21 protein-coding genes and 4 pseudogenes are annotated in these 24001 nt (G+C 49.3%); 18 read left to right on the top strand and 7 right to left on the bottom strand.

Translation table 11 applies throughout. The annotated features are described in order from the left end of the window. The gene (locus tag HBN79_RS22845; protein ID WP_169917256.1) at positions 1-942 is read right to left on the bottom strand and encodes an IS1595 family transposase; all 942 of its coding nucleotides are present in this window, start codon (positions 940-942) and stop codon (positions 1-3) included. Between the two features lie 425 nt (positions 943-1367). Here HBN79_RS22845 and HBN79_RS22840 point away from each other — a divergent pair. Beyond that, a pseudogene (locus HBN79_RS22840) lies at positions 1368-1556 on the top strand (serine/threonine protein kinase); the annotation flags it as partial. Positions 1557-1595: 39 nt separating this feature from the next. On the opposite strand, the pseudogene tnpB (HBN79_RS22835) reads toward HBN79_RS22840, so the two are convergent. Beyond that, a pseudogene (tnpB, locus tag HBN79_RS22835) lies at positions 1596-1820 on the bottom strand (IS66 family insertion sequence element accessory protein TnpB); the annotation flags it as partial. Between the two features lie 86 nt (positions 1821-1906). Between tnpB (HBN79_RS22835) and HBN79_RS22830 the strand changes: the two are divergent. Both HBN79_RS22830 and HBN79_RS22825 read left to right on the top strand, forming a co-directional pair. After that, positions 1907-2470 (top strand): annotated as a pseudogene (locus HBN79_RS22830) (VacJ family lipoprotein); the annotation flags it as partial. Between the two features lie 395 nt (positions 2471-2865). Continuing rightward, positions 2866-3459 (top strand): trypsin-like peptidase domain-containing protein, encoded by a 594-nt coding sequence (locus HBN79_RS22825; protein ID WP_169917270.1) that lies wholly within the window; start codon positions 2866-2868, stop codon positions 3457-3459. Between the two features lie 103 nt (positions 3460-3562). Here HBN79_RS22825 and HBN79_RS22820 read toward each other — a convergent pair. From HBN79_RS22820 to HBN79_RS22805, 4 genes and pseudogenes are all read right to left on the bottom strand, one after another. Further along, positions 3563-3871: pseudogene (locus HBN79_RS22820) on the bottom strand (SH3 domain-containing protein); the annotation flags it as partial. Between the two features lie 469 nt (positions 3872-4340). Continuing rightward, entirely contained in the window at positions 4341-4742 is a 402-nt protein-coding gene (locus HBN79_RS22815) for a hypothetical protein (RefSeq protein ID WP_238930713.1), read from the bottom strand. 31 nt (positions 4743-4773) lie between these two features. Next, a complete protein-coding gene (gene rfaH, locus HBN79_RS22810; protein ID WP_169917255.1) occupies positions 4774-5271 on the bottom strand; it encodes a transcription/translation regulatory transformer protein RfaH in 498 nt (165 codons plus the stop codon). A 189-nt stretch (positions 5272-5460) separates the two neighbouring features. Next, positions 5461-5826: a hypothetical protein gene (locus tag HBN79_RS22805; protein ID WP_169917254.1), complete on the bottom strand. Its 366-nt coding sequence runs from the start codon at positions 5824-5826 to the stop codon at positions 5461-5463. Between the two features lie 130 nt (positions 5827-5956). Here HBN79_RS22805 and HBN79_RS22800 point away from each other — a divergent pair, with 130 nt between their 5' ends. The 15 genes from HBN79_RS22800 (at position 5957) to HBN79_RS22730 (ending at position 23639) form a co-directional block, all read left to right on the top strand. Further along, positions 5957-6409 carry a low molecular weight protein-tyrosine-phosphatase gene (locus tag HBN79_RS22800; protein ID WP_169917253.1) on the top strand — a complete coding sequence of 151 codons (453 nt, stop codon included), beginning with the start codon at positions 5957-5959 and terminating at the stop codon, positions 6407-6409. Positions 6410-6454: 45 nt separating this feature from the next. Further along, positions 6455-8689: a polysaccharide biosynthesis tyrosine autokinase gene (locus HBN79_RS22795; RefSeq protein WP_169917252.1), complete on the top strand. Its 2235-nt coding sequence runs from the start codon at positions 6455-6457 to the stop codon at positions 8687-8689. 257 nt (positions 8690-8946) lie between these two features. After that, a complete protein-coding gene (locus HBN79_RS22790; protein ID WP_169917251.1) occupies positions 8947-10350 on the top strand; it encodes a hypothetical protein in 1404 nt (467 codons plus the stop codon). Beyond that, positions 10347-11567: a polysaccharide pyruvyl transferase family protein gene (locus HBN79_RS22785; RefSeq protein WP_169917250.1), complete on the top strand. Its 1221-nt coding sequence runs from the start codon at positions 10347-10349 to the stop codon at positions 11565-11567. The genes HBN79_RS22790 and HBN79_RS22785 overlap by 4 nt, the downstream gene beginning before the upstream one ends. A 67-nt stretch (positions 11568-11634) precedes the next feature. Continuing rightward, on the top strand, positions 11635-12603 hold the full coding sequence (locus HBN79_RS22780) for a lysylphosphatidylglycerol synthase transmembrane domain-containing protein (RefSeq protein ID WP_169917249.1): 969 nt from the start codon (positions 11635-11637) through the stop codon (positions 12601-12603). A 111-nt stretch (positions 12604-12714) separates the two neighbouring features. After that, the gene (locus HBN79_RS22775; protein ID WP_169917248.1) at positions 12715-14046 is read left to right on the top strand and encodes a Coenzyme F420 hydrogenase/dehydrogenase, beta subunit C-terminal domain; all 1332 of its coding nucleotides are present in this window, start codon (positions 12715-12717) and stop codon (positions 14044-14046) included. A 31-nt stretch (positions 14047-14077) separates the two neighbouring features. Continuing rightward, on the top strand, positions 14078-14821 hold the full coding sequence (locus tag HBN79_RS22770; RefSeq protein WP_169917247.1) for a WecB/TagA/CpsF family glycosyltransferase: 744 nt from the start codon (positions 14078-14080) through the stop codon (positions 14819-14821). 22 nt (positions 14822-14843) lie between these two features. Further along, positions 14844-16250, top strand: a complete 1407-nt coding sequence (locus HBN79_RS22765; RefSeq protein ID WP_169917246.1) for a mannose-1-phosphate guanylyltransferase/mannose-6-phosphate isomerase — start codon at positions 14844-14846, stop codon at positions 16248-16250. A gap of 234 nt (positions 16251-16484) precedes the next feature. Beyond that, the gene (locus HBN79_RS22760) at positions 16485-16793 is read left to right on the top strand and encodes a hypothetical protein (protein WP_169917245.1); all 309 of its coding nucleotides are present in this window, start codon (positions 16485-16487) and stop codon (positions 16791-16793) included. An 87-nt stretch (positions 16794-16880) separates the two neighbouring features. Next, on the top strand, positions 16881-17993 hold the full coding sequence (locus tag HBN79_RS22755) for a polysaccharide biosynthesis/export family protein (RefSeq protein ID WP_169917244.1): 1113 nt from the start codon (positions 16881-16883) through the stop codon (positions 17991-17993). Positions 17994-18007: 14 nt separating this feature from the next. Then, a complete protein-coding gene (locus HBN79_RS22750) occupies positions 18008-18667 on the top strand; it encodes a YjbF family lipoprotein (RefSeq protein WP_338136061.1) in 660 nt (219 codons plus the stop codon). A gap of 29 nt (positions 18668-18696) precedes the next feature. Beyond that, a complete protein-coding gene (locus tag HBN79_RS22745; protein ID WP_169917263.1) occupies positions 18697-19431 on the top strand; it encodes a capsule biosynthesis GfcC family protein in 735 nt (244 codons plus the stop codon). Further along, a complete protein-coding gene (locus tag HBN79_RS22740; protein ID WP_338136060.1) occupies positions 19428-21521 on the top strand; it encodes a YjbH domain-containing protein in 2094 nt (697 codons plus the stop codon). The genes HBN79_RS22745 and HBN79_RS22740 overlap by 4 nt, the downstream gene beginning before the upstream one ends. Then, entirely contained in the window at positions 21518-21877 is a 360-nt protein-coding gene (locus HBN79_RS22735; protein WP_169917243.1) for a VanZ family protein, read from the top strand. The genes HBN79_RS22740 and HBN79_RS22735 overlap by 4 nt, the downstream gene beginning before the upstream one ends. Before the next feature lie 370 nt (positions 21878-22247). After that, positions 22248-23639: an undecaprenyl-phosphate glucose phosphotransferase gene (locus HBN79_RS22730; protein ID WP_169917242.1), complete on the top strand. Its 1392-nt coding sequence runs from the start codon at positions 22248-22250 to the stop codon at positions 23637-23639. On the opposite strand, the gene tnpB (HBN79_RS24050) is transcribed toward HBN79_RS22730, so the two are convergent. Further along, positions 23633-23992, bottom strand: a complete 360-nt coding sequence (tnpB, locus tag HBN79_RS24050) for an IS66 family insertion sequence element accessory protein TnpB (RefSeq protein WP_338136062.1) — start codon at positions 23990-23992, stop codon at positions 23633-23635. The two genes, HBN79_RS22730 and tnpB (HBN79_RS24050), sit on opposite strands and share 7 nt — an antisense overlap. Positions 23993-24001: the final 9 nt, after the last annotated feature.

Raw genomic sequence — 24001 nt, 5'->3', positions numbered from 1 at the left:
TTACGCATAAACCTCAGCCAGCCTGAGCAGTCGATAAGGCATGGGTGGTGTCCGCAGGGCGACATAGCTGAAACGCTCTATCATCGAGCCGAGATCGAAGCGGCGATTGAAGCGATATTCGAACTCGGCCAAATAGCGCGGGGCGTGCTTGAGGTGAAAAGCATGGAAAGTGCCGGCCAGCGAGTTCTTGACGTTACCCAACAAGGTGTTGACCCACTTGAAGGACGGATGCTGAACGCTGGCCCGGCCACCTCCCATGACGGAGGCAATGTGCTGACAACCCCTGGCATCGAAGGCCTTAAAGCAGGCTAAACCGTCGCTGAATACTGTACTTCCGGGGGCAACCGAGCGTTGCGCATAATGCGCTATCTCCTTGCTCGTGAACGCGCGTACACGGCGTAGTTGCAGGTACTGCGGATGCCCTTGCGCACTGGTCTGCACCGCCGCGATAAAGGGAACTTTATGTTCCGCACCTCGCCCGCGTTTTCCAGGTCGTTCACCGCCCAGATAGGCGTCATCAATTTCAATTCGGCCGCTGAGCACCCGGCTTTGTACGCGCTCGAACATCACCTGCATGATCTTGTGCTTGAGCTTCCAGGCCGTGTTGTAGCTCACGCCCAGTTCGCGCGCGAGCTGTAGGGCCGACAGACTGTTCTTACGCTGAGTCAGCAGATAGATCGCCAGGAACCAGGTCGTCAGAGGGAGCTTGGTGCTATCAAAAATGGTTCTGGCCGTCAGTGAGGCTTGATGATGACAGCGGTTGCACTGATACAGCTGTCGCTCTAGCCAACAGGCACCACGGTGACCGCACTCAGGACAGCTGAAACCTTCAGGCCAGCGCAGTTTGAACAGCGCGGTGTGGCACTGCTCTACTGTGCCGTACTGCTGCAAAAAGTCAGGCAGTGAAAGACCGGGCTGGAATTGGATTCGATTGCGTGGCATGTGGGCACCTCCACTGGTTATCCATACAGAAACCATAGCAGAGGATCTGTGAGGTGGCTGACCTTGGTGGGTAATCAGGAACATTTAAGGCGCGCGCCTGGCGCGCGCTGCACTTTTCGTAGAGCTGAAAAGACATCATTGGGGGTCATTCAAGGTCACGGAACCCCCCGTAAAATAAGGGCATTCATCAAATTTGGTTGACACAAGTGTCACCTTGTATATGATTGCAAGTGAGCGCGAAACCAGTGGCCTTCAGCGGCAATGACTGGCGTAGGAACCCCGGCGATGGCTGAACATCGGCGTAGGGTGAGACCTCCACACCCCTGCTTGAGGGTGTGTATATGAATATCAAGCTTCAAATTCGAGGGCTACTGTCACCAGTAGCCCTTTTTCTTTGCTCTCAAAAAAGCGTGTAGCGCTTGTACTACTTGCACACCAGCCAGAAAATCGCCGTGATGCACAACGTCGACGACGTGATCCTCGGCCCTGGCGACCTTGGCTTTTTGCGTAAAACCTTTGGCGACCGCCTGACCCTGTACCCGTATGGCGGGCACTGCGGCAATATCAATTACCGTGTCAACAGCGACGCGATGCTGGAGTTTTTCCGTGGCTAGCACAATGGCCTCGTCGGTCACATCGGGGGATGTTTTGAAGCGCTCAGCCTCGAGGCGTTTGAGCCAAAGACAGAAGCCGTTTCGCTCCCAATACAACACCTTGACCCGGTTACGGGTTTTGTTGAGGAAAACGAAAAGCACCGGGTCGAACACCGCGACTTTAATATCCAGCTCGACTAGGGCGGTCAGCCCGTCGATGGATTTTCGGAAGTCCACGGGCTTGGGGTAGAGGTAGACTTTTTCAACTTTGGCGTCGGGACGCATCATGGTGGCTGGCTCCTGAAAGGGATCGGGAGCGCAGCATCAGGCTTCTATTAGCAGCTTTGAATGTGGGGTTCGTGGTGCGCTTACACTTCAACTACCGCTTCGACCAATGGGTGTTCCTGCCGGTGGTGCATGGCTACACCTACGTCACCCCAGAACTCCTGCGCAAAGGCGTCAGCAACTTCTTCAACAACCTGGGCGACGTCACCAACCTGCTCAACAGCCTGCTGCAGCTCAAGGGCCAACGCTCGCTGGACATCACCGCCCGGCTGCTGCTCAACACCACCGTCGGCGTCGCCGGCCTGTGGGATCCTGCCGCGAAAATGGGCATACCACGCCAGACCGAAGACTTTGGCCAAACTCTCGGCTTCTATGGCCTGCCAGGCGGCCCCTACTTGATGCTGCCGATCCTGGGCCCCTCCAACCTGCGCGACACGGGCGGCCTGGCGGTCGACTTCAGTGCAGAGTCGGCCATCAACTTTTTGAACGTATCGGACGTGAGCACCGACCACCCGGAAATCTGGGTATTGCGCGCCATCGACCGGCGCTACAGCACCACGTTCAAATACGGGCAAACGAACTCGCCGTTTGAATATGAAAAAGTGCGTTACGTGTATACCGAAGCGCGTAAACTGCAAATCGCCGAGTAAAATCCGGCGATCAAAAAATGCAATAAGGCCGTGGCGCATGACAATCGCCTGACGCCAGATTTAATAACGATATATCTCGCCGCCATATAGGAGCCTTATTGGCTCCTAAGCCTTTAATATCAAGGCCTCCAGCCAAAACCCCGCCTGAACGATACCCAGCCTGAACAGCTGCCAGCACCCTATTCTTTGTGACTATATAAAAGTGATTAATCCTAGAACAATTCGTTCTGACGGAAAAATTCTTAACCATCTTAAGTAATAGCAACGGGCCATTTCAGCCCGCCGAGAGAGTGCGCTCTACTCCCCGCAAACCTACTCCAGACAAGACGGTGAAGCTCATGACGAAGATCATGGCAATCGTATTTCTAGGAGCGTTAACAGCAGGATGCAACGGCATTGTAAAACCCGAACTCGTGGGTAGCGATGCTTACTTCCAAGTCCATTCAGGCTTCCCCCTTCCATACGTCTTCTTGGCTTCGGCCGTGCAGTGGAACGAAGACTACGCCGTCACGGCCAGCCACGTCCCCTTGCTCGCCAATGTGCAACACACCTGCAGCACCGGCTGCGACCTGGTGTTTTTCAAGCACAAAGCCCGCGGCTACCGCCCCCACTGGCGAGCCCCAAAAACCGGCGAACGCATCACCGCCGAAGGAGCCAGTCCGTACCTTACCAGTGCCAGTGGACAGGGCCGGGTGTACTCCACGCCCTTTTTCAACACCAACGACAACAGCGGCGACCGCTACGCCATCCACGACGCGCCGATAATCAAAGGCATGTCCGGTGGCCCGGTCATAGCCGCAGACGGCAGCGTGGTCGGCATCAACATCGGCTACCACAGCATCACCCCAGAAGAACAAGCCAAACACCCCGGCATCAAAGACGCGCAACGCATCAGCGTGTTCCTGCCCTATGCCGTGATCCAGCGAGAATGGGTGATCTTGCAAGCGAAGCTACACCCTGTTGCCGCTGACCGAAAACTGACCCAGTAGAGGCTGCCTGCCGGCAGCGGCAGATTTGGATTTCTTGCGCGAAAGAGGCTCAAAGGTCATTCAGCGCGAAGCCTCCAACGCCAACTCCCCGCACAGCTAAACCCTACAAAGCATCAGCAATACGAATTTTATTCAAAGGCACCCAACCAGACACACCATCCGCGATCCGAGTAGCCCAAAGCCAACCATTCAATTGACGCGTACCGATCAGGCGATCACCGATGACAACCTCCAGTTCCCTGGCCGTGTAATCCTGCGTAACCACCCCGCTATCGATAATCTGCCCCGGCACCCAACCCGCCTTCTGCCCCGGTGCCGAACACAGAAACCACTTATCCCAGCCTTCAGGCCCATCGTATTGCTCACCCACTGAAACCCTGTCGCCAGCCTTCAAGGTGATCGGCTCAGGGTATTCACTGACGTGTGGCTGGTCTCTGTACCTAGCCCTGTGACTGGCCTCTGTGCCTGCCCCTGTGGCTAAACTCTGTGCCTAGCCCTGTGGGAGCGTGCTTGCCCGCGAACAAACCCACCACGCACTACCTGAAAAACCGCAATACCTCGATTTCATGCATCCCCTAGATTTCAGCCCCCATGACTACCAGACACTGAACCCCAGCCACCCCACAGATTCCACTAAAACAGCGATGTCATCGCCTAACAAGCCTTGCTCCCCACAAGCCGCCCCCACTCAACATCGACATGAATAAAGAGCCCCGTAGGAGCAAGCGGTTCGGCGCTCCGACTTGCCTGCGATAAGCTGGAACACCCCCAGAGGCCAAAATCACCACCCCATCGAGTCTTCCAGCAAAGCACTTAGTCAATGCCAACGCCGCTTCAGTGGCCTCCGTTGAACCAATCGACGTTGACCAACGATCAAACAATCAACCCTGGAGACTACCGCCCCCAGCCGAATCGCTCCCCCGTCTCAATTGCCGCCCCAGCACATCCAACACATCACACCCATCCCGCAGCAACAACGCCGCCGCCTGGCTGACGCACTGCAAATCCTGACCATCGGCCCCCATCATTTCATTACGCGCAAAGCTTTCGAGCAGCTCGGTGGCTACACGGATACGCAAGAGGGCATTGTTGTGGAGATCAGCCAGCGGGGCGTGGCTGTCGATGGCGAGGCAAGGAAGGTCGCAGTTGTTCGTGAGGGGAATGTATTGAGGCATAGTTGGCTCTCCGCTATGAATGGGTTTTATCCATTTAAACGAGTCGCCAAACTCGGTCGCCATGTGGGCGACCGACAAAATATAAGCCGCCCGTTTCTGCTCGATCAAGCATAGAAACATGGCGACACAAGACAATCGGCTAGAGCTTTCCTATGCCCCGAAGCGGCAAGGTGACCTGATGCTGGCGGTGCAAAAAGTTCAGCAGCAACACCACCCGCTCATCCCCGTCCATGCGCAGGTAGATAGCTTGCAGGTCGGCAAACGGCCCCTCGACAATCTGCACGGCCTGGCCACTCACCAACTGCAACTCAATTTCACCCGCTTGGGCTTCCTGCAGCCGCAACTGCTCGATCAAGGCATCCGCCACCGCCAGTGGCTGATTACCAAACGCCACCACCCGCAGCACACCACGAGTAGAACGCAAAGGTCCCCAGTTATCCTGATCATCCAAGTGAATAAACAGATAGCCCGGAAACAACGATTCTCTGACCACCGAACGCTTACCTTGGGCAACGCGCTCACGCAGATACTGAGGCCGGAAACAGCTGTACCCCTGCCTAACCAGATTTTCTTCCGCGCGTTCTTCCTGCCGGGACTTGCACTGAATCAAATACCAAACCTTGGCTGTAGATTCCATTTCCTTACTTCCGCCCCAACATTTTAATACTACATACGCCTTGTATCCATCGGCGTACAGCTACATTTTTTGCGAGGCCGGAGTATACCAGCGACACATTTTTTTGCCAGATCGGCATATTCTTGTAACTTTCAAATCAACTGAATAGCATCTAACAAAACAGCAACTTATTGACGCCAAATACACTATTTAGATCCAAAGATAATACCCCGTAATCAATCTGGCATATGCCAGTCCAAAAAGACTACATTCGGAAACCGCGTCCTGATCACCAACCAGCGCCACCTCTCCACTCGTCGAAAATAAAAATGCCTCGTTAAAGCCCCCTTCCTCCTTCCTCCTTCCTCCTTCCTTCGCACCACAAGGTGGCAACCCACCCTGGCCCGAAATCGCCAGCGTGAAATAGACCGTGAGAATCAAGAATGGTTCGCTTTTCCTGTAGCCCTCTACCCAGATAGGTTGGCACAAAAATAAAGGGTCGCCTGTGATCCAAAGCAACGAAACACACAACCGTGGAGATTCGCTACAGGATGGCAAAATAGTGGCGTTTTTCACTACTCTAAAAGCCTTCAAGAAGGTGAAAGCCCCCGCAACCTCGGGCTTTCGAGCTTGACACTCTTGTCACAGAACCTTACATTCCCGCGCCTCTCACTTTCACCGATGACTTCGCACAAGGAAGGTCGCTTTGTTCAAAAGGGTATTGATCGTGTGCATTGGTAACATCTGCCGTAGCCCTACGGCAGAGCACCTGCTGCGTGGCGCAATCCTCAAAGCCAAGCCTGATTCTGACATTCAGATCAGCTCCGCTGGCTTGGGCGCCCTCGTCGACCACGCCCTTGAACCGACCGCCCAGGAAGTCCTCCAGGAACGCGGCCACCCGCCGATGGACCATAAGGCTCGCCAGTTGCGATCTGCACTGGTCAGCGAATCCGATCTCATTCTTGTCATGGAACAACGCCATATTGAAGGCGTGCTGCGGATCGCTCCTGAAGCTAGGGGTAAGGTTCTGCTCTTGGGCAAGTGGCAAGACAACCGTGAAATCGACGACCCGTATAAACGAGGCAAGCCTGCGTTCGTTCATGCTTATGCGTTGATCGAAGAAGCTGTAAACGCCTGGGCCCAACGTCTCGTACGTTGAGAGCCAATTTCTTGAATTGTAGTACCTGATAAAGAAAACTGACTTATGCAGCAAGCGCCGGTAGTAAATATGCACAACAACGACAAAGATGACGAAATAGATCTTCTTGGTCTATTTGTAACTATTGTCGACCACAAATGGCTAATTTCTGGAATTACCGGTGCATTCATGGTAGTCGGCATTGCATATGCCGTACTGACGACACCTGTTTACCAAGCAAATGCATTAGTACAAGTTGAAGCAAAAAAAAATGACATGCTGGGCTTCTCTGATGTAAGCAGTATACTCGGCAAAGAGTCCCCATCTGCCACCGAAATTGAATTAATAAAATCCCGAGCAATACTGGGAAAAGCTGTAGATAATTTAAAGCTAGACATCATTGTTGAACCAAAATACTTTCCTGTCATCGGAGAGTTTATTGCTCGCCGTTTTCCCCCCAGCACCCCTGGCGAGTTGTCAAACCCACTTTTTGGAATGAATGAATTTTCTTGGGGTGGCGAAGAGATAAAAATTTTTCAACTCGAATTACCTTCAGAATTACTAGACACTACTCTTACACTTGTTGCTGGGGAAAATGGCAACTACACCTTGAGCGATGAGGACAATAATCTTATCGCGGAAGCTCAAGTTGGACGGACTTTTGAAAGCAACGATACAAAAGTAGTCATTGAAAAATTAAATGCTCACCCAGGCACACAATTTCATATCACTCGAATTGCAAGGCTAACAAGCATTCTCGATTACCAAAAACAGCTAGATATTACTGAGAGAGGCAAAGAGTCAGGGATCATAGGTATGTCGCTGGAAAGCACCGACCCAGACTTAGCAATAAAAACTTTAAATGAGATCGCCAATCTCTATGTTCGTCAAAACGTTGAGCGTACATCTGCAGAAGCGGCTCAAAGTTTAGATTTTTTACGAGAGCAGTTACCACAAGTCCGTAAAGATCTAGAAAAAGCTGAAAACGCTCTAAATCAATATCAAACTCGCAGCAAATCGATTGACATCAGCCTCGAAACTAAAGCAATTTTAGACCAAATAGTGGCACTGGACACAAGTATATCCGAGCTAAAACTACAACAAGCGGAGATGGATCGAAAATTCACTCGTCAGCACCCCGCATATAGAGCTCTTCTTACTCAGATTAATGAATTAACCTCTAAACAAGGTGGGCTAGCAAAAAAAGTTGAAGGGCTCCCTTCAACCCAACAAGAGCTGCTTAGTCTAACAAGAGACGTCCAAGTAGGAACAGAAATATACACTCAACTTCTTAATAAGTCGCAAGAACTGGACGTAATGCGCGCAGGAACAGTCGGCAATGTAAGATTAATCGATGCGGCCGACGTAGACTTAACTAAACCTGTAAAACCCAAAAAGGCACTCCTAGTTCTCGTAGCAACATTACTCGGAGCAATTTTTGCGATTGGCTTAGTATTTCTGAGAAAAATACTCAATCGAGGACTCGAAAGCCCTGAGGCGATAGAGCAATTGGGACTACCCGTTTATGCGTCTATACCCTATAGCACTATTCAGAAAGCGGAAGAAGACAAAAATTCTAGCGGACGCGGACGCGCCAATAAAAAAGCAGCACCTTTGCTAACCAAAAGCCATCCTACAGATCTTGCCGTAGAAGCATTGCGCAGCCTTAGAACAAGTCTGCACTTTGCAATGCTGGAGGCGGAAAACAATCGCTTAATGATTTCAGGCCCAAGCCCTCAAGTAGGAAAATCCTTTGTATCCGCTAATCTTGCTGCTGTTATTGCGCAATCAGGCCAACGAGTGCTTTTAATTGACGTTGATATGCGCAAAGGCTATTTACATAAAATTCTCGACCTCCCAGTTGAAAATGGTTTATCGGATGTTCTTGCAAACCAGTGTGGATTGATCGCAGCCATCCATAAAACAGAGGTCGACGGGTTCGACTTCATCAGTCGGGGTAAAATCCCGCCAAACCCTTCAGAATTACTAATGCACTCAAACTTTAGCAAGCTCCTAGAAGAGGTCAGCGACAAGTATGATCTGGTAATTCTTGATACACCACCAATTCTAGCTGTAACAGATGCAGCGATTGTTGGCCGTCAATCTGGCACTAGTATGATTGTAAGCCGTTTTGCACTCAATCCAATTCGTGAGATCGAACTCACCCTTCGTAGATTTAATCAAAACGGCGTTCAGATAAAAGGTGCAGTATTCAACGGTGTAGAGCGTAGAGCATCGGCCAGTTATGGTTATGGTGGCTATGGGTATTACAACTACGAATACAAATCAGATAAAGCTTGAAATATTTGTGACTGATTCGCCCCCTCTTTTTCCATAGAGGGGGTCAAAATTACCCCCTGCAATATAGCTCTCGAGGATTAGCAAAAAATCTTGGGGCGGTAGCGTGGATAATTCAAATTAAAATTACCGACTCAAGCTTTAGTGAAAATCTCACGTATCACTTGCAAAGAAGAGCACGTTAAACCTCGCACCAGGTCAACGGATAAATTTACACCTGGTAAATATGTCAACCATCCGCGGCCAAACATAGTCAAATAATGACCACCTCAAAGAAGTACCTTGATACACTTAGTATTTGTTTGCTTTTTCTGATTGCCGCCTGCCTACCCGCGGCCCTTCATAAGTTGTCAGATATAATCTTGCCAATAACTACAGCACTGGCAGTCCTACTTCTCATTCTTTATATTTCAAAAATAAGTAACAACCGCCGAGAAGGGATAGCATTTTCTATACTACTTTCTTATTACCTTGTGGGCTTCTATCTTGCTTCAATCATCCCCCAAATTTCCGACATCCCTCACGGCGCAATCCGCTCTAGCCTTGCACTTATAAAAAACATAGGAGCTTGTGCAGCTCTTTCAATCGTCACTCTCAGCGCCCTTAGAAAAGGAGTAAAACCCAACACTTGGACCCTCATGTTTTGCGTTTGCGTCGGAATCGCTACTCTGCTACCCGTTCAAAACAATCAAGTTAAACTACAGTATCTCGCCAATAGCTTCATTCCTATTGCACTGCTTATTACATTTATTAGCCTTAAATCCCAAGCACCCGACTTACCTTCTTACTCGAATACTAATATACGCCCCTGGGCTGTGCTTTTACTTCTTTCAGCACCAATTGGTGCGCTCATTAGCTTAGTATTAATCCCGCCGGAATATTTCTTAGAACAGCAGTCCGCGAAAGGTTATGAATTAATTTCCGGCTACCCTAGACCCTGGTGGACAAATATTGGAGACAACCTTTACTTACGTTTTCCAGGCACTTCAGAAGATCCAATTTTATTTGGCTATATAACAGCGGCTGTCTCGCTCGCCCTTATTTCGGAAAAAAAGAAAGCTTTAGCAATCTTAACAATACTGCTTACTTTCATTAGCATGTCGAAAGGGGCGATAATTTGGCTGATCGGTTCTTTAATACTTTCTGTACTCAGTGAAAAACTAAAACAGAAGCGACTTGTATATTTTGCAAGCAGCAGCGCTATTATCGCGTTATACCTACAGGGTGCCTCAAACTTAAAAACGAGCGCGAGTGTACACCTCGTAGGTCTATTGAGCCCAATTCAAAATGCTTTGAGTAGCCCAGGCATAGAATCCATGCTAGGTCACGGAATAGGCTCAAGTGGTAATATCCTGAAATCATATTTGATGGGTGATCTTTCGCATGACGATTGGCTAAGCGGAGGCGCAGAAAGCGGATTAGGTTTGGTCATATACCAATCGGGCCTCCTCGGAGGTATTACACTTGCGTTAGCAACCTTTAGCGCATTTAAAAAACTTAAATCGCCACTATCGAAAAGCGCTTGGGCAATCTATTGGATAAACGCCTTAATGCAAGAAAACCTAGTCAATCTGAATTATTTAATTTGTTTATTTGTTGTTATCTATGCAGCAGAACAAGCATACATCAACTCTAAATTAAATTTAAAAAGGAAAACTTTGTGAACCCTAAAATCTCAATAACCAATCACACCGGGTCGCGCAATCGTGGATGCGAAGCATTGGTCGCTTCAAAAATTGCAGGAATTAGAAATCTAGTTCCAAATGCTAGCTTTGTGATTCACTCTAACGATCCAATGTATGATAAGTGGCGATTTGAGGGAGTTGCGGACACAGTCCTTTCGTATCTGACAAAGACTCCAAACCATCCAAATAGCTTAGCTATTAACAAGCTTGCTTACAAAACGCTGGCATTAATAGAAAAAATCGCACCAAAGAAAACACAAGGAATCTCAATCAATTCTATAGGTGAGTTGAAGTCATCTGATTTGGTTATTTGTTCTGGTGGCGACATTTTTACATCTGACTATGGAAACTTACGTAAACATCTTTCGTACCCCATCGCATCAACACAAAAAACATATCTTTGCAGCCAATCTATTGGACCATTCAAAAAATCCGATGAAACTTATTTCCTAAAAGCTGTTGAGCGCGTAAGCGCAATAAGTGTTCGAGAGAGCGCCTCCTTTGAGTACTTGAAGTCAAAAGACATACAAACCGATTTACATCTTGTAGCCGACGTCGCATTCACTCTTCCAACATTAGATAGAAAAATCGCGGAACAATATATACTTGATCGATTCGGAATTACAGCTGCAAAGCCGATTGTGGCGATTTCCGTTAGCCAAGGCATAATCAAATATTTGAGCCTAAACAAAGAAGATTACTACACAGCATTTGCGAAATTCGTAGACTTTCTTACTGAACAGGGAAAGCAGGTAATACTGATCCCGCATGTAATTGAAACAAACCCCGGCAATAACGATATTATTGCCTGTGATAGCGTACTTAACAGAACTGTATCCAAAGGGTCAGTCAAAGTTATTTATGGCGAACCCTCTGCAACTGAGCTAAAAGGCATTATAGGTCTTAGTGAGTGCTTAATTGGAACCAGAACCCATGCAACAATCGCTTCCATGTCACAACGAGTGCCGACAGTAAGCATCGCATATAGCCGAAAAGCTTATGGGATAATGAATGATATCTACGGAGAGTCTCAAGCAAAAAATCTAACGATTGACGCAAAAGATCTCACTTTTGACTCACTAGTTAGATCCTATGAGACATCATTAGAATCAACCATCAACACAGTCACCCTAGACAACATAAAACTTCTCTCTCACCAAAACTTTGAAATCGCAAAAAAACTATTAAGCATCTAATCATTGCAGACAGCCAAGCTTTGTAAAGCAAGGCTTGGCGCAACTCCAAAGAAGCCAAAAACAAATCATGAAAAAAGACATAAAGGGCTGGTTGGTTTTTATTTCCAAGGCCGCCTTATCTCTAGGATTAGCTTGGTTTGCGATTATAAAAGCTGACCCAAATGAACTAATGCTCTCATTAAGCAAAACAAATTTCATCACTTTGCTATCTGCACTCGCTGCTACTTTTCTAGGTGTTGTTGTTGTTCAATCTTTAGAAATATACTATTCCGTTGCCGAAAAAGGTAAGTTGACAATAGCCAGCTTATTAAAAATCAATACATCAATGATGTTCTATTCATTATTTCTGCCTTCAGCACTCACGCTATACATAAGATGGAAAAAATATAACGAACATGAAGTTGACCCGTACGCTTCAGCCACACTAGTTGGAGTTCACAAAATACTTCAGATCCTTACTGCCTGCTTATTCACCCTCGCATCAGTATTATTATTCAATAAAGATATATTTCCCTCCATAGAGGAGTTCACTTATCTAGTAAGCGCTATCACTGCGGCAATATTAGTACCCACGTTAGTAATCACTATTTTCAAAAATCAATTGGCTTTTGTTCAAAACAAAACATCATTACCCTTCAAAATAATCAACAAAATATTAGGTGCGATCAACAAATTTACAGATCTATCTGCAAGCAATAAGACAAAAGTAATTTTCTATGTAGTGGTGCAGCACTTTCTGTTTGTAGCAAGTGCCTGGATACTATTAATCCACATTTTCCCAGAAACCAGTTTTATTTCAGTTTTATTCATTCGATCTCTGCTAGTTATTTTGCTGGCGTTCCCAATTTCAGTTGGCGGGCTCGGTGTAAGAGAAATTATCTTTTTCTCACTGTTCCCATTGTTTGGTGTACCGCCAGCAGAGGCACTAACTGCCTCACTTCTACTTTTTCTTATTAACGTACTAATTGCTTTCGCAGGTGGAGCTCTCGAGCTTTTTAAACCTATCAGACAACTCTTAAAGAGCGATATTCAATAAATGTCACATCCTCAAGTAATCCCCTTGGTATCAATAGACAACCCGGCCTTGGAGAACGGCTACTGCGTTGGGTGTGGCGTTTGCTCAATTGCTACCGACTCTCAGATACAAATGAGACTTGACGAATATGGGAGATACAAACCCTACGCAACAGCCTCTTTAAGCTCACCAATCTCATCTAATATTGCTCAAAAAGTCTGTCCATTTAGCGATACTTCTCGCAACGAAGATGAAATATCATCTATACATTACAAATACCCTGAAAAAACACATAAAAAACTTGGTAGATTTGAACAAGTAATTGTTGGTCACGCTGAGGAAGGTAACTTTAGAGGTGCCGGAAGTTCAGGCGGCCTCACCAACTGGATACTTCATGAACTTCTAGCGTCAAACCAAATTGACGCAGTAATCGGAGTTGGTAAGTCGGAAAGCGCAGACAAGCTATTTGAATATAAAATAATTGAATCAGCCGCCGAAATTTCACTTTTATCCAAAAGTAAATATTATCCAGTAGAACTTTCAAAAGTCCTTCAAAAAGCCCTCGCTAGCGACAACAAAACTTATGCAATAGTAGGTACACCATGTTTTATCAAGGCCACTCGAAATCTCTGCTTAGAACATCCTGAGTTTGCAAAGAAAATAAAATATTTTGTAGCCATCGTGTGCGGACATCTAAAAAGCACTGGATTTGCGGAGAGTCTTGCCTGGCAAGTTGACGTTCTCCCACACCAGTTGACCACCTTCGACTTTCGAGTGAAGCAAGAAAATAAGCCCGCGAACAGATATGCCATTCGAGCTACTGGGCATAGCGATAACATCGAAATTCAAGGCCAAGCACCTGTTTTTGATTTATATGGTACTGATTGGGGGCTTGGTTATTTTAAGCTAAAAGGCTGTGACTACTGTGATGATATCGCAGGAGAAACTGCCGACATTACCCTGGGTGATGCATGGTTACCTGCTGACATTCAAAATTATCAGGGAACCAATATTGCAGTAGTCCGAAGCAAGCACTTACTTAAAATTATTGAGTCCGCGAAAGATCGCGCCGCGATCTCTTATCGCCTCGCAACTGCCGACGATTTTATTATCTCCCAAGCGGCAAACTACCGTCATCGCCATGATGGCCTTAGCTATCGTCTATTCCTAGCAGATAAGCAATCTGAGTGGCGCCCAAAGAAAAGAATCGAAGCCTCAGATACTTCACTTGACGCAAAAAGAAAAAAAGTTATTGAGCTCCGTACTATATTGATGGAAAAAAGTCATATTGCATTCAAAGAAGCAAAAGCACAAAAGCGCTTTTCGAAATTCAAAAGAGCTCTCAATAAAGATTTCATCTTATATTACTATTATTCAGGCTCACTATTAAAAATAATAGCAAAAACTCTTATCATAAAATGGCGCCGAGTACTGCACCTCACGAAAATTAAAAGCTACTGCTAACCCTCTTATTTTCTTCTTGAGTAGTACCAGCATGATCTCGACCACAAAAAAATCACGATTTGGCATTGATTTCTATAATGGTTCAAAAGACTCTTTAATTACAGAAATAAGAAACTCAATCGACGGACCTTATAAATATATTGTAACACCGAACATAAATCATGTAGTTCACCTCAAAGAGAATCGCGAACTACGCGCATCATACGCAAGCTCGAAACACCAAATTTGTGACAGTAGAGTTCTTTTGCCGGTCCTTCGGGTCCTTGGCATAAAACTACCTGAAGCTATTCCTGGCAGTGACTTAACCAACGAGCTATTATTGATTGGCAATAACGAACATTGGTCAGTTACCGTGATTGGCGGTTCAAATTCTGACATCCAAGCCCTAAAGGATAAGCTGCAAAATATAAAAATTCATCACTATAACCCTCCGATGGGATTTATTGACAACGAGCAAGAAGTCTTAAAGTGCATCGAGTTCACTGGCAAACACATTTCCAATCTAATAATCTTTGCAGTGGGCTGCCCTCGACAAGAAATTTTGGCACATCGACTACATATGGCAGGCAATGCGAAAGGAATAGGCCTTTGTGTAGGCGCGTCTATCAATTTCATGACAGGGTCTGTTAAACGAGCGCCGCTTTTTATGCAAAAAACCGGGACGGAATGGATTTACAGGATAATTGCAGAACCCCGCCGACTAGCAAAACGCTATGCCGTGGACGCCTTAAAGTTTATTCCAATATTAGTTGCAGAATTACTAGAACGAAAGTGAACTATTATTAATAGGGTGACGTATGATACCTGTAATACTGTCTGGCGGTTCCGGCTCTAGATTGTGGCCTTTGTCCCGACATATGAAGCCAAAGCAATTTCTTCGACTAACCAACAACACAAGCTCCATACTTCAGAACACTATAACTCGCCTAGATAGCTTAAACGCTGAAAAGCCTATACTTGTATGCAACGAGCAACACAGATTTCTAGTGGCAGAACAGCTGCGAGAAATCGGCATTGAGAGTCCTACAATTATTCTCGAGCCTATTGGTAAAAATACGGCGCCTGCCATTGCTATTGCAGCCTTACACTCATTGGAAAATGGTGCTGACCCTGTACTTTTAGTGCTAGCTGCTGACCACCACATCGATAACGACATCATTTTTTGCGAGAGCATCCGAAAGGCTCTACCTTTAGCTGAAGCAGGAAAACTCGTAACCTTCGGCATCCAACCGTCTAAACCCGAGACAGGTTACGGTTATATCGAAAAAGGCGCAGAAGTTTATGGTGGCGGCTTTAAGGTAAATCGATTCATTGAAAAACCTGACCAAACTACTGCTGAACACTATCTAGCAGAAGGCAATTACTTTTGGAACAGCGGAATATTTATGTTCCGTGCAAGCAAATACATACAAGAGCTTGAGCTTTTCGAACCACTAATTGCTTCTTCTTGCAATAAATCATTTAGCCTTGGGCAAAAAGACCTCCATTTCATAAGAGTTGATGAACCCTCTTTCTCTGAGTGCACCTCTAAATCCATCGACTACGCTGTGATGGAGAAAACATCTGATGCAGTGATGATCCCCCTCAATGTTGGCTGGAGCGACATCGGGTCCTGGTCCGCTTTATCCGATGTTTCAGAAAGCTGTAAAGATGGGAACGTATTAAAAGGTGATGTTATCGTCCAACAATCTGAAAACTCATACATTTACTCAGAGAGCAGATTAATAGCAGCAGTAGGAATTAAAGACCTTGTCATTGTCGAAACCAAAGATGCAATACTGGTTGCACATAAAGGTAAAGTTCAAGACGTCAAGAACATCGTAGAACACTTGAAATGCACGGATCGTCAAGAGCATATGAATCACCGCGAGGTCTATAGGCCTTGGGGGGTTTATGACTCAGTAGATAATGGTCAACGCTACCAGGTAAAGCGAATTACGGTTAAGCCAGGGGCTAAATTATCTGTTCAAATGCACCATCATCGGGCAGAGCATTGGATCGTCGTAAGTGGCACAGCGAAAGTCACGAATGGTGAAAAGACGTATCTTGTCACCGAAAACCAATCAACTTATATACCTATTGGCCAGGTTCATGCATTAGAAAACCCTGGAGTCATCCCTTTAGAGTTGATCGAAGTACAGTCTGGTTCTTATCTAGGAGAAGATGACATAGTAAGATTCGAGGATAAATACGGAAGAATTTAAGTCGCCATCGCATGCGATGGCAAACCGACATTTTTCTATCGCATTACATACTGCTGGCTCGGCATAATAAATAAGAAATTCAGCAGGTTAAATTCTTTGAAAAATCAAGGTAGCACATCGCCTACCAACCGACTTTACATCTAAATGAGTGTTAAAATTTTTTCTTGCCGAACAACCTCTGGTCACTTAACATCACCGACATCTATGAATCAAACTCATCATAAGGACTTCACGATGAACAAATTCCTCGTTTCAGCTCTGGCGATCGCACTTTCCACGTCCGCAATTGCTGCCGAAGCCCCAGCCGCTTCGCCTGCCCCTGAAAACACCGCTGCTGAAACCTCGCTGACCACCGCTACCGAAACCGGTCTGATCGGCGGCGTGAGCACTGCAGTTGTCGTAGGCGCAGCCGTAGCCGTAGTAGCTGGTGGCCTTGCCCTATCAAACAGCGGCGGCGGTGGTAGCGGCTCGGGCGGCACCACTGGTACCACCGGTACTACTGGCACCACCGGTACTACTGGCACTACCGGTACTACCAACTAAATCTCCCTGAAGATTTAGCTCCCTCAACCACCCAGAACCGTCTGGGTGGTTTTGTTTCGATCAGTATTTTCAAAGCGTCGTCCCATCATGATTCGTAGCACTTCACTTGCGCTGCTTGCGGGCTTTGCCCTGCAAGGCTGTATGTTTTCACCTGGCCAAAATATGGATACCAGTCAACTCGTGCGGGACGGTTCGCCTGAGAGCAGCCGAGTGGAGTTGATCCCGATTACGCCCAAGCTCATCGCTCAAAACGTTGCCACTCAGGTTAAATCCTCCGTGCCAGCAGAGCTTTTAAGCTACAAACCAGGCGCCTACCGCATCGGCGCCAACGACGTGCTGTATATCACCGTTTGGGATCACCCAGAGCTGACCGCTCCTTCCGGCGCGCAGCAGCAGATCGATGCGAACGGGCGCTTGGTTCGTCCAGATGGCACCCTGTTCTATCCTTATGTAGGCAACATCCAAGCTGCAGGCAAAACCATTGAAGAATTGCGCAAGCAGATCTCCGACAGCCTGGCTCAGTTTATTGAAAGCCCGCAGGTCGACCTCAACGTGTTGCGCTTCGCTAGCCAGAAGGTTGTTGTCACCGGCGCAGTACTCAAAGCGGGCCAACAGCCTGTCACCACGTCGCCACTGAGTGTTCTAGAAGCCATTGGTACCGCTGGCGCTGACCCGTTGAACGCTGATCTTTCTGGCTTGGTGTTGACTCGCAATGGTCGGGACTATGTTTTGGACCTGGACGCATTGAACAGCCAAAACTCGCAGCTGCAGGACGTGTACCTTCAAGGCGGCGATCAGCTGTTCCTTCCGTACAACGACCGCAAGAAGGTCTACCTGATGGGCGAAGTCAACGCACCTCGCGCTGTCACCTTCAAAATGAGCCGGCTGAATCTGGCTGACGCTGTCGGTACGGTTGGCGGCCTTAATCAGACCACCTCCAACGGCAACGCGCTTTACGTGATTCGTGGCGCTGAGAACCTGGAAACAGAACCCGCCAAGGTCTTCCAACTGGACGCAGAGTCACCAACAGCCTTTGCACTGGCGACTCGCTTTGACCTCCAACCACAGGACATCGTCTACGTTGGCCCAGCTGGCGTTACCCGCTGGAACCGCTTGATCAGCCAACTGTTACCTTCGGCCAGCATTTTGGGTACCGGTGCTGCTTCGGTTAACAATCTTAGCGAAGCCAGCACTCGATAAGGTCAACTCGACTCGTGAAAATCTTGCGTAACCTTGCACTGCTGGCGCTGCCAGCGGTGCTGTCTGGCTGTAGCCCGCTGATGTCGGCCTCCATCGATACCTTCAAAGCGTCCTTCCAAGGGGCTAAATCAATCGACCTGACACAAGCTCAAGTCGACGCTCTGCCTTACGCGCAAATTCAGGTCACGACGCCTTCCAGTGAAGGTGTTATGGCGCTTGCGCGCCAGCGCGGTGAGTTGGAGTTCTGGATCGCTTCGGGAAAGCAAACCCTTCTGATACGCAACGGCTTTGTGGTCCGCAGTATCGGTTTGCTGGGTGGCACAGACGGCACACGCTTCGATGGCGAATCTCCATTCAAGCGCGGTTTGCATCAGTTACCAGACGACTACACCAGCACCCGCTGGATTGACCTGTATGAAGGCCAACGTACCGGGCTGCCTGTTCACAGTCGTTTTGTTCGCAAGTCGCTCGAAACCGTAGAGATCCTGGATAAAAAGTACGAACTCCTGCGCGTGGATGAGCGCATGGAAATCCCGGACCTGGGCTACAGCACCACGAATCGCTACTGGGTTGACCCATCCAATGGCGTCATCCAGATAAGCGTGCAACACCTCAGTCCGGACCTTACTTTGAGAGTCATGCGCTTGCCTAAAACCCGGGAGGTAACCCGGTGAACATAAAGAATTTAATCAGAGCAGGTGTGATGCTTGCCTGCCCAATGCTCAGCCACGCTGCTGTCACCGTCAGCGGCGATGTGCTAAAGCCTGGTCAATACGAAATTACTGCAGGTGCTCGCCTACTCGATGTTGTGATCCCTTCCCGCCCTAACGCTGAAAGCTATTGGCTTGCCGCGACCTGGCTACACAAACCAGAGCTGGAGAAACAACAACGCCTTAAGGTTGGCGTGTTGTTCGATCTGAAGATGGTCGAGCGCGGCGCACTGCTGGACGGCAAAGAGGGTCGAGCTGCACTCGCCGCTCGCCTGTTTGACGAGGTTAGTCGGTTGCCGGTGACCGGTCGCAAGGTCGCCGTGCTGGACCCAATCGCCCTGGAGGTCTCGTTTGCCCGTAACTATCCACTTGCCGATGGCGATCAGTTGATCTATCCAACTCGCCCAAATTCGGTCGAAGTGTTAGGCGCCATAGGAGAGCCTTGTGAGGTTGCGTTTCGACCTATGCAGCAAGCTCGTGAGTATATGGAGAGCTGCACCCTCCTGAAGGATGCGGAAGGCGATTTTATCTGGCTCATCAAGCCCAATGGTGAAGTTCAGCGCATCGGCAATGGCGGCTGGAACCGTGAAGATGGCGCGATCGTTGCCGCAGGCAGCAAGATTCTGGTCCCCATCAAAACCAGCGACATTGATCCCCCTACGCCTGACTTGAACCAGCAATTGGCCGAGTTTCTTGCCACCCAACCGTTGGCGGAGATGGCCCGGTGAAGTTTCGTACTGTTGCAATACTGATGTTGCCTTGTGGATTTATTCAGGCAGAACCCAGGTACACACAAACTGATTTTGGCGGTGTTGGTTTGCTCCAGACACCCAGCGCCCGGATGGCACCCGCAGGTGAGTTGAGCTTCAACGCCAACCGTGTGGAGCCCTACTCTCGCTACAGCTTCTCGTTACAACCTTTCGAATGGTTGGAGGGTAGCTTTCGCTATACCGCTATCACCAACAGAAATTATGGTCCTGAAGCATTCAGTGGTAGCCAAAGCTTTAAAGACAAGGCCGTAGATGTAAAGGCGAGGCTTTGGGAAGAAAGCCACTGGCTACCTCAAGTAGCAATCGGTTTCCGCGACATTGGCGGCACAGGCCTTTTCTCCAGTGAGTATTTCGTAGCCAACAAACGATACAACAACCTGGATTTCAGCCTTGGCCTGGCGTGGGGCTACATTGGGAATCGCGGCGATTTTCGGAACCCCCTCGGCTACCTTGATGATCGCTTTAATGACAGGCCTGCCAGTTCTGCCGCTGTTGTTCGTGCGGGTAACGTCAATACCGATGCCTACTTCCGAGGTTCTCCATCGATCTTTGGCGGATTGGTTTACCAAACGCCCTGGGATCCGCTCACCCTCAAAGTCGAATACGAAGGCAATGACTACAAGAATGAGCCGCTGGACAACGTTATCACGCAGGACTCGCCCGTTAACCTTGGTGCTGTTTACAAACTGAGCGATTCGGTAGACCTCTCCGCGGGTTGGGAACGTGGCAACACCGCGATGTTCGGCATTACGCTGCATACGAATTTCGTCAGCCGAAAAGCCCCAGCCAAAACCTTCGACCCGCCCGCAGAACCTCTGCCCGCCAAGACACCGACTACTGCGCCCGACCAAGTGGATTGGGCGGACGTCTCTTCGCGCTTGAAGAAAAACGCCGGCTACAACGTCGAACGCATCACCCAAAAAGGCGACGAACTCCTCGTCTACGGCGAACAAACCAAGTACTACTACCCCGCCAAGGGCGTGGGCCGCGCCAGCCGCATCCTCGACAACAGCGTGAACGACGACATCAAGTGGTTCACCGTGGTCGAGGACAAATACGACATGGCCGTCGAAGAAATCAGCGTGCCTCGTGAGCAGTTCCGGGCCGTGGTCAACAACGACATGGACCTGAAAGACCTGCACCGCACCACCGAGGTCAATCGGCCTGTGCCGCATTCCGAAACCACGCTCTACACCCAAAAGCGCGATGCCTTCGACGGCGGTTTTGGCCTGGGCTACAAGCAGAATATCGGTGGCCCGGACGGCTTCATCATGTACCAAGTGTCGGCTGACTACGGTGCGGAATATCGCTTCACGCCAAAAACGTGGCTCAGCGGCAGCGCCAGCCTCAACTTGCTGAATAACTTCGATAAATTCCAATACGACGCCCCCAGTAAAATGGAACGCGTGCGTACTGATCTGCGTAAGTACGTAACAACTTCCGATATTACTATGCCATCACTCCAATTGAATCATGCCGAGCGCTTGGATCAAGATTGGTATGGCATGGTATATGGTGGCTATTTAGAATCAATGTTTGCGGGCGTCGGTGGCGAAGTTCTTTATCGCCCAATGGGCCAACGTTGGTCCGTCGGTGCAGACTTGAACTATGTTCGCCAGCGCGACTTTGATCAGGGCTTTGGCTTGCGGGATTACAAGACAGTTACTGGCCATATCACTACTTATGCTGATTTGGGCTATGACATTACCAGCGCCGTCAGCGTCGGTCGTTACCTGGCCGAGGACTGGGGCACCACCATCGACCTGTCTCGCCTGTTCAACAATGGCGTTCGGTTCGGTGCCTGGGTCACCCGTACCACCGCCTCGGCTGAGGAATTTGGCGAAGGTAGCTTCGACAAAGGCATCTACATCTCGATCCCATTCGACGAAGTGTTCTCTGTTTCGACCCTGCGCCGTGCCAACATGGTCTGGGCACCGCTGACGCGTGACGGTGGCGCTCGCCTGGGTCGCCAGTACAGCCTGCAAAACTTGACGGACGGGCGTTACACCGATTTGTTCTACACCAACTTCGAGAAGATTACCGAGTGATAAACCTATTCAAACGGATAGCCGAACTTCCATTTTGGATGCGTTCGGCCATTTTTATCGTTGTGAGTCTGGTGCTTTTGGATGCGGGCTTACGCCCGCAACCCATCCCTCAAGTTTTTGAGCAGGAAGATAAGCTCCACCATTTGGTGGGGTTTATGGCGTTGTCGTTCACCTGCGTGCTGGCCTTTCCCAGGATTCGTTTGCGCTGGGTGGCCTTGGGCTGCCTGGTCATCGGTATTTCCATAGAAGCCGCGCAGGGGCTGATGCCGCTGCGCACTGCCTCCCCCTACGACATGCTCGCCAATAGCGCGGGTGTTTTGTTAGGCCTCCTGACCGCTTGGCGGATGGTGCGATAGAGTCCTCATATTTGAGAAGTCTTCTTGAGTATTCGGGTGACGCCATTAGTTCGTCGCGGTATGGTCCGTGTCACAAAAAGAAACGACCTTTAGGAATCGCAGAGTTTTTACTGGCCTCCCGGCCGGTTATTTCCTGCTTCTCAACTTCTGCCCCATCAACAGCGCAGCCCATTGCGTTGTTACGGAGTTGTGCTGCGCACTAAAGTTTCTTTTTAGACATTATTTTGACGAGTTTTGGTAACAAGTTTCTGACGCTCGCTAATGCATTGATTGGCAACCGCCAACTGAGGCTTATTTCGTGGCCCGCTCCATACGGAGCGTCCGTTATATGGCAGTCGGCATTCGGAAGACAACGAAAGGGAATTCCGCCATGGTTCATGTTCGTGTAAATCGTAATCGCGTTCACAAAGGGCTGACCTTCTGGACGCAATGGGCCTTGGCTATTGCCATGACCACCGGGCTGCTGTTTGTGCTGGCCTACAACCAGGATGGCCAGATCGACTCGGCCTACCGGGTGTTGGCGGTGCTCACGCTGCTCGGCTCGGTGCCGGCGTATTCGATGATGCAGGTGTATCACAAGCGCTTGGGCTATTTGTCTGGCCTGGCGCGTTTGCTGTGTGGGTGGCTCATTACCCTGGGCGGCATGGCGGTGATCGGCTTTATCAGCAAGACCAGCGAGACGTTCTCCCGTGAAGTGATTCTGTTGTGGGCTTCCCTCGGTTATGTGCTGCAGGCGTTGCTGTACGTTCCGATGCACTGGCTGGCGCGCTACTACAGCAACCGCATCAGCAACCGTCAGAAGATTTTGATCGTTGGCACCAACGAGTTGGCCGTCAACCTGGCCGACAAGCTTGCCAAGGTTCAGGACGCGCCGCTGGTAGGCCTGGTGGGGTCGAGCACTGATGAGATCGCCTTCAGCAACACTCACCGGATCGTTGGCCAGTTGGAAGAGCTGCGTGAGCTGATTGCCACCCATCGCATCAGCCGCCTGTATATCGCCCTTTCCCTCAAGGATGCCGAGAAGATCGAAGAGCTGTACATCGACTTGCTCGACTCTAGTGTGGATGTGGTGTGGATTCCAGACTTCAACAGCTTGACCCTGCTGAACCACTCGGTCAGTGAGGTGGATGGCCTGGCGGCGATTCACTTGAACGAGAGCCCGCTGACCAGCTACCCGACTGCTGCCTTGAGCAAGGCTGTGCTGGACCGCGCTATTGCGCTGGTGACGATCGTGACGATCAGCCCGGTGCTGCTGGCGATTGCAGCGGCGATCAAGTTCACGTCCGAAGGGCCGGTGCTGTTCAAGCAGAAGCGTACGGGCTGGAACGGCAAGGTGATCAAGGTTTGGAAGTTCCGTTCGATGTATGTGCATGACGACACCAAGGTGACCCAGGCCAGCCGTACGGACTCGCGCATTACCCCGGTGGGGCGTTTTATTCGCCGTACTTCGCTGGATGAGTTGCCGCAGTTCTTCAACGTGCTGCAGGGGCATATGGCGCTGGTAGGGCCGCGGCCGCATGCGGTGGCGCATAACAACTACTACTCGGACAAGATCATCGCCTATATGGCCCGCCATCGAATCAAGCCGGGGATTACCGGGTTGGCTCAGGTCAGCGGCTGCCGGGGTGAGACCGAGACCATCGAGAAGATGCAGAAACGGGTTGAGATGGACCTGGACTACATCAACAACTGGTCGTTGTGGTTGGATTTCAAGATTTTGTTTAAGACGCCGTTTACGTTGTTGTCGAAGGATATTTATTGAGGGCTTGGCGTTAGGTAGCGTTGAGGCTTTGATTCGCGGGCAAGCCCGCTCCCACAGGGGTTGTTGTGGGGGTGGGCTTGCCCGTTTTGGTTTTTTGTAGCCGCTGCCGATAGGCTGCGATGCGGCCCGAAAGTAAGCGCGCCATGAACCCCACATTCCAAGTCAAGATTTGATTCCCGATGCTGTGCTCCCGATTTCTCTCTGGAGCCATCGGGAGAGGTTTTGAAACGCTCGGACTCCAGGCGCTTAAGCCAAAGGCAAAAGCCGTTGCGCTCCCAATAAAGGATTTTCACCCGGTTACGGTGACGATTCAGAAAAACAAAAAGCACGGGGTCAAACACGGCAACTTTGATAACCGCGCG

Source organism: Pseudomonas sp. WS 5051, from assembly GCF_012985715.1.
Taxonomy (GTDB): Bacteria; Pseudomonadota; Gammaproteobacteria; order Pseudomonadales; family Pseudomonadaceae; genus Aquipseudomonas; species Aquipseudomonas bubulae.
This window is presented reverse-complemented; position numbering and strand designations above follow the sequence as displayed.

Bases quoted from the DNA above. Each gene is read 5' to 3' on its own strand.
- HBN79_RS22845 (WP_169917256.1), bottom strand. From the start codon at position 942: ATGCCACGCAATCGAATCCAATTCCAGCCCGGTCTTTCACTGCCTGAC.
- rfaH (WP_169917255.1), bottom strand. From the start codon at position 5,271: ATGGAATCTACAGCCAAGGTTTGGTATTTGATTCAGTGCAAGTCCCGG.
- HBN79_RS22795 (WP_169917252.1), top strand. From the start codon at position 6,455: ATGCAGCAAGCGCCGGTAGTAAATATGCACAACAACGACAAAGATGAC.
- HBN79_RS22790 (WP_169917251.1), top strand. From the start codon at position 8,947: ATGACCACCTCAAAGAAGTACCTTGATACACTTAGTATTTGTTTGCTT.
- HBN79_RS22780 (WP_169917249.1), top strand. From the start codon at position 11,635: ATGAAAAAAGACATAAAGGGCTGGTTGGTTTTTATTTCCAAGGCCGCC.
- HBN79_RS22775 (WP_169917248.1), top strand. From the start codon at position 12,715: ATGAGACTTGACGAATATGGGAGATACAAACCCTACGCAACAGCCTCT.
- HBN79_RS22770 (WP_169917247.1), top strand. From the start codon at position 14,078: ATGATCTCGACCACAAAAAAATCACGATTTGGCATTGATTTCTATAAT.
- HBN79_RS22765 (WP_169917246.1), top strand. From the start codon at position 14,844: ATGATACCTGTAATACTGTCTGGCGGTTCCGGCTCTAGATTGTGGCCT.
- HBN79_RS22760 (WP_169917245.1), top strand. From the start codon at position 16,485: ATGAACAAATTCCTCGTTTCAGCTCTGGCGATCGCACTTTCCACGTCC.
- HBN79_RS22755 (WP_169917244.1), top strand. From the start codon at position 16,881: ATGATTCGTAGCACTTCACTTGCGCTGCTTGCGGGCTTTGCCCTGCAA.
- HBN79_RS22745 (WP_169917263.1), top strand. From the start codon at position 18,697: ATGCTTGCCTGCCCAATGCTCAGCCACGCTGCTGTCACCGTCAGCGGC.
- HBN79_RS22730 (WP_169917242.1), top strand. From the start codon at position 22,248: ATGGTTCATGTTCGTGTAAATCGTAATCGCGTTCACAAAGGGCTGACC.